We start from the raw sequence: 8,237 nt of genomic DNA, 5'->3' as shown, positions 1-8,237 counted from the left end.
CGAGGCCATACAGGGTAAAGGCGAAAGAGGCCTGGGCCGGGGTAAAGCCCAGCTCCTTAATATAGTGCGACAGGAAAGCCAGCTCAAAGCCATCGCCGGTCATAAACACGGCGATGGCGATGTATCCCCATATCAGATTCAGCGGCAGACCGAACCACTGTTTATTATTTACGGACATAATGACCTCGTTTTCAGGGTACAGGTACGGGAAGACACTCCGGTGCGGGCACCGGAGGACTTTTTCTTATTAAAATGCGTGATGTCGGTAATTCAGGTCGTTGCGATACAGCGCCTTAAATTGCGCATAGCGCTGCATCAGGGGGCGATGGCGTTCAGGCGCGGCGCGCCAGGTTTGATAGACCTCCGGTTTTTCACACACCGCGGCGAGCGGTTTCCCTGCCGCCAGACAGGCCAGCCGCGCCGCCCCCAGCGCCCCGCCGGTTTCACCGCCTTTATGCGTCACCACCGGCATATCGAGAATATCCGCCAGCAGCTGCGCCCAGAACGGGCTCCGCGCCCCGCCGCCGACCAGCGAGCAGCGTTCAATGCGGGTACCGCTCTCCTTCAGAACCTGCAGTCCATCGTTGATGCCGAAGCTCACCCCTTCAAGCACCGCATAGCCCAGCTGTGCCCGCAGGCTGGAGTGGGTCATCCCCCAGAACATACCGCGCGCATCCGGATCGTTATGCGGCGTGCGTTCCCCGGAAAGATACGGCAGGAAGAATGGCGCATTGGCTTTCTCTTCCGCGCTAAGCTGGGCAATCTCCTCCAGCAGCGCGACTTCGGTGGTACTGGTTAAACGACAGAACCACTGCAGGCAGCTGGCGGCGCTGAGCATCACGCTCATCTGATGCCACAGGTTGGGTAAGACGTGGCAGAAGGCGTGTAGCGCCGACTGCGGCGCCGGGCGATAAGCATCGGTCACCACGAACAGGACGCCAGAGGTCCCCAGCGAGATAAAAGCATCCCCCGGTGACACCGCCCCGACGCCAATCGCGCTCACCGCGTTATCCCCGCCGCCGCCGGCCACCACCGCCGAGGCATTTAATCCCCAGCGGGCCGCCACCTGCGGGTCGAGGGTTGCGGAAATGTCGCAGCCTTCAACCAGTGCTGGCATATGGCTGCGCGACAGGCCGCATTTATCCAGCAGCGCATCGGACCAGTCGCGCTTCGCCACGTCCAGCCACAGCGTGCCGGCCGCATCCGACATGTCGGAGATTTTTGTGCCGGTCATTTTGTAGCGCAGGTAATCCTTCGGCAGCATCACCGTTGCCGTACGCTGAAAGTTTGCCGGTTCGTGGCGGCGCACCCACAGCAGTTTCGGCGCGGTGAATCCCGGCATCGCCAGGTTTCCGGCAACCTGATGCAGTTCGGGGGCCATCTCTTCCAGCTCACGACACTCCTCGGCGCAGCGGGTGTCATTCCACAGAATGGCCGGACGAATCACTTCCCCGTGGCTATCCAGCATCACCGCGCCGTGCATCTGCCCGGAGAGGCCTATCGCCTTGATCGCCGACCAGCGATCGCCGCATTTTTCCCGCAGGATGGTCATCAGATATTCCGTGGCTTCCCACCATGCCTGCGGCGCCTGTTCTGACCAGTGAGGATGGGGCCGCTGAATAGTCAGCGGCGCGCTATGGCTGGCGACAACCTCATAATTCTCATCAATGACCAGCGCTTTGACTTCCGAGGTACCGAGATCGATCCCTAAGTACATAGCCACCTCTTACTTAATCAGCGTGTAGACGGCGGCAATCTTCTCGCGCAGCAGCGCCAGAAAATCGTCACGTTCTGTCAGGGAGCCAAACAGCGCCCGGTCTTTGGCATAGCGGGCAATCGGATCGCTGGATTCAAACATGGCATGTACCGCCTGGGCATCGAGGATGCCGTCCTGGTACTCATACGGCAGCGTGCCCTTGTGCCACTGCTCCATAAAGACAAAAAACAGCGCTGGCAGCATGGCGGTCGCTTCCGGGCGGGCGCCGCGCTGGTAGCACTCCTGCAACGTCGGGGCGATCATCGCCGGGATTTTTGAGAAACCATCCGCCGCCACCCGCTGGTTAGTGTCCTGGATATACGGGTTGGTAAAGCGTTTAAGCACCACATCGCGATAGGTGGCGAGATCGATACCGTTATCGCCGAGGCAAGGAATGACATCTTCGCTGACGTAACGGTCGGCGATGGCGTAGATGAAATCGGTCAACGTGCTTTCGTGGATATACTGCTGGCCGATCAGGGTGCCTGCCCACGCAATGCAGCTGTGCGAGGCATTCAGAATGCGAATTTTCGCCTCTTCGTAAGGGATAACCGACTCGACCATCTCAACGCCCACGGCCTCCAGGTTCGGACGCACGTCGCGGAAATTGTCCTCAACCACCCACTGAATAAAGGTTTCCCCCATCACCGGCGCTTTATCATCAATGCCGGTTTGCGCTTTGATGCGCGCGGGCAGATCGGCCGCCGGGCGCGGCGTGATGCGGTCAACCATGGTGTTTGGACAGGTCGCATTGGCCGCCAGCCACGCGATAACCTCGTGTTTGCCGGTGAGCTGCAGGAACTCCACCAGCCCGTCGTGAAAGCGCTCGCCGTTGTGGCGGACGTTATCGCAGTTGAGCAGAGTCAGCGGCCCGGCGTTATCCGCCATGCGTTTTTCAAGAATACGCGCGAGGGTGCCGTATATCGTTTTGCAGTCGCCCTGCAGGTCGCTGATAAGATCCGGGTTGCTGGTCTCCAGCTTATGGCTGGTATTCAGGTAGTAGCCCCCTTCTGTCACGGTGAAGGCGATCACTTTGGTCTGCGGGTTCGCCCCTTCCGCAATCAGCGGCTGCAGCCCTTTCTGCCACGGCAGCAGTTTTTGAATCGAGGCGATCTCTTCGTATTCGCGCTCGCCTTCCGGGCTGACGGTTTCCAGCACGTAGCGCCCGTTCTGGGCGGCCAGCGCCTGCACCACCTGTTCAGCATCCGGGCGAATATTGCCCGCGGCGATATGCCAGCGCTTATCGCCGGAGGCGATCAGCCGGTGCAGATACCACGCCTGATGCGCACGATGAAAAGAACCCAGACCGATGTGAAGCCATGTGAATTGCTGATTCATATTCTGATCTCCTTGAGTGATGTGACTCACTGTAGATGATCATTTGACCCAAATAAGATCCATAGATCACAAAAGAGCAATCACCCAATAAAATTACAAATGACCAGAAGAGAGCGAAAGCTTGCCAGAATGCTAAACCGCAGCGAGAATGCGGCTATACCCTAAAATTCGGGTCGCAGGCCGAATTAACGCCGGCCAGGGAGAGTATCCCGGGGTGACCGCACATGTGAGGCAGGGAATCGTGAGTAAAGAAGATGACATCAGGCTGGATCAGAAGGTCCGCGCCGCGTGGATGTACTACATCGCCGGTCTCAACCAAAGCGAGATCGCCAGCCAGCTGGGTACCTCAAGGCCGGTGGTCCAGCGGCTGATCGCCGCCGCCAAAGAGGAAGGAATTGTTTCGATTGGCCTGCATCACCCGGTGGCCAACTGCCTCGACTACGCCCAGCTGCTGCAGGAAAAATACCGGCTGATCGACTGCAATATCGTTCCCGCCTATAGTGAAGAGAGCACCCTCGACAGCGTCTCGTTTGGCTGTTACCAGCTGATGGCCCGCTATCTGCAGGACGATAAGGTGAAGATCATCGGAATCGGCTCCGGGTTGACGCTGAAAAAAACCATGCAGCGGATCGACTTTGACAGCCTGAATACGCGCTGCGTGGCCCTGATTAGCGCCATGGACGCCGACGGACAGTGTAACTACTACGACGATGTCCCCCTGCTGCTGGCGCGAAAAATTCAGGCCAAATATTACCAATGGCCGGCGCCGCGCTACGCGCAAACGAGGGATGAACATGAAATGTGGTGCACCAGCCGCCTGTTCCGCAACGTGTCAGGCGTGGCCCAGCAGGCGGATGTGATTTTCGTTGGCATCGGCCCGCTGGGCACCCACAGCCCGATCTTCAAAGACGGCTTTATCAACCAGGCGCAGCTGGACGAGCTGACCGCGCGCGGGGGGATTGGCGAAATCCTGGGCCGCTTCATTGATGCCGACGGCGGCGTGGTGGCGAGCGATATCAACCGGATGATCACCAGCTATGATATTCGCCAGAATCAGTGCCCGCGCATAGCGGTGGCCTGCGGAGAATATAAACGCCCGGCGATTCTGGCGGCGCTAAAAGGTGGCTGGATCAACGGGCTGGTGACCGATGAACACACCGCCCGCTGGCTGTTGACGCGCTAGCGGCAGCCTCCGCTGCCGCCGGGGAGCGTCTCAGATAGGGTCGCGGCTACCGATCAGCAGCGGCGGAATTTCGACCCGCTGTTGACTGACATCGCCGGAATCAATAATGCTAAACACCGCTTCGAGCATCGCCGGGACATTCTGCTGCACCATGTCAATATCGTGCCCCAGCAGGTAAACAAAGGGGTCCCAGTCAAAACAGCCCATCGGCGGCTGCTCGGTGCCGGTTAACCCCAGCTGCGCCAGCCACCTGACCACCCCTTCGAGGGAAATCGTCGAGTTAACGAACAGCCCCTGCAGGTGCTCATCCGGGGTGCTGAACCGGGCCTGCATACAGGCCTCCACTTTCCCCTTCGAGTAACCGGGGGCCAGCACGTTCTCGTCGGGTACGTTTAAACCGCGCTCGCGGTGCGCATCGCGAAAACCGCGCAGACGCTCGTGGGTGTTGTGATCGCTGCTGCGTCCGCCGACAAAGGTCAGCGGCGCCAGTTTGCCGTAACGCCTGACGCTGTTGTCGAGGATCTTATCGGTCAGCGCTTTCGCTCCGGCGTAGTTGTCCGAGATCACCGAAGGGGCAAGGGAACCCGGCAGGTCGAGATTGACGGTAGGAACGCCCGCCAGCTGGCACAGTTCGGCGATCTTATCCGGGTTGGTCGCCCCGGTCGCCACCACCCAGTCCACCTGCCAGGAGAGCATCGCCTTCACCGCTTCGATCTCCAGCTCCGGGCGGCGGCGGGTGCAGGTGATGATCGGCAGCAGACCGCGCTCGCGCGCCATCTCTTCAAAGCTTTCCGCAACCGAGCCGAAGTAACGGTTATCGTATTTGGGAACAATCATGCCGATCACATGGGATTTTTTACTGCGCAGCATGCTGGCCTGGCGGTTGACCGCATAGCCCTGCTCTTCCGCAATCCGCGTGACCTTTTCCGCAAGTTTTGCGCTGATGCGGCGTTTTTTCCAGTTGCCATTGAGGATCGCGCTCACCGCGCTGGCCGAGACGCCGGATAATTCCGCCAGATCGTAGATAGTGATTTTTTTCATTTTCCCAACTTGCGTCACAAATTCATTTCGCTGTTAATTTCCCCACTTGCTCAATCGATGAAGCTGGCGCAACATTAGCTTCATCGATTGAGCAACCATTATGCTCTATGGCCTGTTTAGCCACTCATCGCTCAATTTACAGCGCATTGAAATAAATGATGCTGATATTCAAAACCTTAACAATATTTTGTGCATAACATCAACGCTGGCCCATGCTTATCGAGGACCAGATCGACTGCCCAAAACAGACTCAATGAAGGATTATAAAATGAACCACTCCGTATCCTCTATGAATACTTCTCTCAATGGTAAAGTAGCCGCCGTCACCGGCGCAGCGTCCGGTATCGGCCTCGAATGCGCCAGGACCCTGCTCTCCGCGGGCGCCAAAGTGGTGCTGATCGACCGCGAAGGCGAAAAGTTAAAGAAGATTGTCGCTGAACTCGGCGACAACGCCTTCGCCCTGCAGGTTGACTTAATGCAGGCCGACCAGGTCGACAACCTGCTGGCCGGCATTCTGAACCTCGCCGGGGGGCTGGACATTTTCCATGCCAACGCCGGCGCCTATATCGGCGGGCCGGTGGCCGAAGGCGACCCGGACGTCTGGGATCGCGTCCTCCATCTCAACACCAACGCCGCCTTCCGCTGCGTGCGTAGCGTGCTGCCGCACCTGATCGCGCAAAAATCCGGCGACATCATCTTCACCAGCTCCATCGCCGGCGTGGTGCCGGTTATCTGGGAACCGATCTACACCGCCTCAAAATTTGCCGTGCAGGCGTTTGTGCACACCACCCGCCGCCAGGTTTCGCAGTATGGCGTCCGCGTCGGCGCCGTTCTGCCAGGCCCGGTGGTCACCGCCCTGCTCGACGACTGGCCGAAAGAAAAAATGGAAGAGGCGCTGGCGAACGGCAGCCTGATGCAACCGATCGAGGTCGCGGAGGCGGTGCTGTTTATGGTGACGCGCTCGAAAAACGTGACCGTACGCGATCTCGTCATCCTGCCTAACAGCGTGGATCTCTGACCCTTCAACCCGGCAGGCTTAAGGATGCTTTATGAATGACGATACACAAACCATTATTGGCGTCGATGTTGGCTCAGGCAGCGTACGTGCCGGCATCTTCAACCTTAACGGTGAACTCCTCGCCCACGCCACGCGGGAAATCACGCTGTTTCGCAGCGCGGGAAACGTGGTGGAACAATCCAGCCGCGAGATTTGGCAGGCGGTGTGCGAGTGCATTAAAACCGCGGTAGCCCACTCCGGCGCATCGCCGTCTTCGGTTGCCGGGATTGGTTTCGATGCCACCTGTTCGCTGGTGGTGGTCGGCGAAAACGCGACGCCGCTGGCCGTCGGGCCTTCCGAGGATGCGGATCGCGACATCATCGTCTGGATGGATCACCGCGCCAGCGGCCAGGCGGAAAAGATTAATGCCACCGGACATGCGGTGCTGCAGTACGTCGGCGGGACGATCTCGCCGGAGATGGAAACGCCGAAAATACTGTGGCTCAAGGAGAACCGGCCGCATATCTACGCGCAGGCGCGGCACTTTTTCGACCTTGCGGATTACCTGACCTGGCGCGCCACCGGCGACTTAGCCCGCTCGGTATGTACCGTCACCTGCAAATGGACCTATCTGGCGCATGAAAAGCGCTGGGATGCCGATTATTTCCGCCAGATTGGCCTTGGCGACCTGGCCGACGACGGTTTTGCCCGTATCGGCCAACGTATTGTCGACCCGGGAACCCCCTGCGGTCAGGGTCTCTCCGCCGCCGCCGCGCAGGAGATGGGCCTGCCGGTCGCTACGCCGGTAGCGGTCGGAATGATTGATGCCCACGCCGGCGGCATCGGCACCGTCGGCGTCCTCAATGGCGCGGTCAGCAATATGGCCTATGTCTTCGGCACCTCCTCCTGCACCATGACCACCACCCCGGATGCCGTCTTCGTGCCCGGCGTCTGGGGACCTTACTATTCCGCCATGGTGCCGGGGCTGTGGCTCAGCGAAGGGGGGCAAAGCGCGGCGGGCGCCGCTATCGACCAGCTGTTAAGCTTCCATCCCGCCGCCGCGCAGGCGCGCGAACTGGCCCAGGCGGCGGGCGTACCGCTGCCGGTATATCTCGCTGACCGGGTGCTGGCTCAGGTGGGCGATCCCTCGGCGGCCGTCAACCTCGCCGCCGGGCTCCACGTGGTGCCGGAGTTCTTAGGCAACCGCGCCCCGCTGGCCGACCCGGACGCCAAAGCGGTTATTGCCGGGTTGGGCATGGAGCGGGATCTGGATAATCTGATAGCGCTCTATGTCGCGGGGCTATGCGGAATCGGCTACGGCCTGCGGCAGATTCTGGATGCGCAGAGCGCCTGCGGGATTAAAAGCGAAAACATCGTCATCAGCGGCGGCGCCGGGCAACATCCGCTGGTCCGCCAGCTGCTGGCCGATGCCTGCGGGATGACCATCGTGAGCACCCTGTGTCGCGAACCGGTGCTGCTGGGTTCGGCAATTCTTGGCGCCGTCGCCGGCCAGGTTTGCGCTTCGCTGCCGGAAGCCATGCAACAATTTACCCGGGTGGATAAAACCTACCGCTGTGCGACGCATGTTCAGCCGCTGCATCAACGCCGCTACGAGGCTTATCTGGCGCTACAGCAAACCGCCCGGCTGATCCGGGAATAACCGCCCGCTCCGACCGTTGTAAGCATAAAAACCCTCCGGTGCCCGCACCGGAGTGGTCTTCTGTACCCTGAAAACGAGGTTATTATGTCCGTAAATAATAAACAGTGGTTCGGTCTGCCGCTGAATCTGCTATGGGGATACATCGCCATCGCCGTATTTATGACCGGCGACGGCTTTGAGCTGGCTTTCCTGTCGCACTATATCAAGGAGCTGGGCTTTACCCCGGCCCAGGCCTCTTTCGCCTTTACCCTGTATGGCCTCA

Annotated in this window: 6 protein-coding genes and 2 pseudogenes; 4 read left to right on the top strand and 4 right to left on the bottom strand. The window is 59.7% G+C overall.

The window, feature by feature from the left end; genetic code table 11:
- The 3 genes and pseudogenes from ACI2JR_RS27310 to dalD all read right to left on the bottom strand — a co-directional run.
- Nucleotides 1-178 (bottom strand): annotated as a pseudogene (locus tag ACI2JR_RS27310) (cytochrome C biogenesis protein CcdA); the annotation flags it as partial.
- A gap of 69 nt (nucleotides 179-247) precedes the next feature.
- Nucleotides 248-1,717: a xylulokinase gene (xylB, locus tag ACI2JR_RS27305; RefSeq protein WP_462479985.1), complete on the bottom strand. Its 1,470-nt coding sequence runs from the start codon at nucleotides 1,715-1,717 to the stop codon at nucleotides 248-250.
- A gap of 9 nt (nucleotides 1,718-1,726) precedes the next feature.
- Nucleotides 1,727-3,094, bottom strand: a complete 1,368-nt coding sequence (gene dalD, locus ACI2JR_RS27300; RefSeq protein WP_132725354.1) for a D-arabinitol 4-dehydrogenase — start codon at nucleotides 3,092-3,094, stop codon at nucleotides 1,727-1,729.
- A gap of 241 nt (nucleotides 3,095-3,335) precedes the next feature.
- Here dalD and ACI2JR_RS27295 point away from each other — a divergent pair, with 241 nt between their 5' ends.
- Nucleotides 3,336-4,277, top strand: a complete 942-nt coding sequence (locus tag ACI2JR_RS27295) for a sugar-binding transcriptional regulator (RefSeq protein ID WP_132725357.1) — start codon at nucleotides 3,336-3,338, stop codon at nucleotides 4,275-4,277.
- Between the two features lie 30 nt (nucleotides 4,278-4,307).
- Here ACI2JR_RS27295 and ACI2JR_RS27290 read toward each other — a convergent pair whose 3' ends face one another.
- The gene (locus ACI2JR_RS27290; RefSeq protein WP_132725360.1) at nucleotides 4,308-5,318 is read right to left on the bottom strand and encodes a LacI family DNA-binding transcriptional regulator; all 1,011 of its coding nucleotides are present in this window, start codon (nucleotides 5,316-5,318) and stop codon (nucleotides 4,308-4,310) included.
- A gap of 268 nt (nucleotides 5,319-5,586) precedes the next feature.
- On the opposite strand from ACI2JR_RS27290, the gene ACI2JR_RS27285 reads away from it, so the two are divergent.
- The 3 genes and pseudogenes from ACI2JR_RS27285 to ACI2JR_RS27275 form a co-directional block, all read left to right on the top strand.
- Nucleotides 5,587-6,336 carry an SDR family oxidoreductase gene (locus ACI2JR_RS27285; protein WP_462479984.1) on the top strand — a complete coding sequence of 250 codons (750 nt, stop codon included), beginning with the start codon at nucleotides 5,587-5,589 and terminating at the stop codon, nucleotides 6,334-6,336.
- 31 nt (nucleotides 6,337-6,367) lie between these two features.
- Nucleotides 6,368-7,975: an FGGY-family carbohydrate kinase gene (locus ACI2JR_RS27280; protein ID WP_462479983.1), complete on the top strand. Its 1,608-nt coding sequence runs from the start codon at nucleotides 6,368-6,370 to the stop codon at nucleotides 7,973-7,975.
- 84 nt (nucleotides 7,976-8,059) lie between these two features.
- Nucleotides 8,060-8,237, top strand: a pseudogene (locus ACI2JR_RS27275) (cytochrome C biogenesis protein CcdA); the annotation flags it as partial.

The organism is Klebsiella sp. NPDC088457 (assembly GCF_044900465.1).
In the GTDB taxonomy this organism is placed as follows: Bacteria; Pseudomonadota; Gammaproteobacteria; order Enterobacterales; family Enterobacteriaceae; genus Klebsiella.
The sequence above is the reverse complement of the archived record's forward strand: the minus strand, read 5'-3'. Positions and strand labels throughout refer to the sequence as shown.

What these genes read in the sequence shown, in the direction of transcription:
- xylB (WP_462479985.1), bottom strand. Translation starts at nt 1,717, where the DNA reads ATGTACTTAGGGATCGATCTCGGTACCTCGGAAGTCAAAGCGCTGGTC.
- dalD (WP_132725354.1), bottom strand. Translation starts at nt 3,094, where the DNA reads ATGAATCAGCAATTCACATGGCTTCACATCGGTCTGGGTTCTTTTCAT.
- ACI2JR_RS27290 (WP_132725360.1), bottom strand. Translation starts at nt 5,318, where the DNA reads ATGAAAAAAATCACTATCTACGATCTGGCGGAATTATCCGGCGTCTCG.
- ACI2JR_RS27285 (WP_462479984.1), top strand. Translation starts at nt 5,587, where the DNA reads ATGAACCACTCCGTATCCTCTATGAATACTTCTCTCAATGGTAAAGTA.
- ACI2JR_RS27280 (WP_462479983.1), top strand. Translation starts at nt 6,368, where the DNA reads ATGAATGACGATACACAAACCATTATTGGCGTCGATGTTGGCTCAGGC.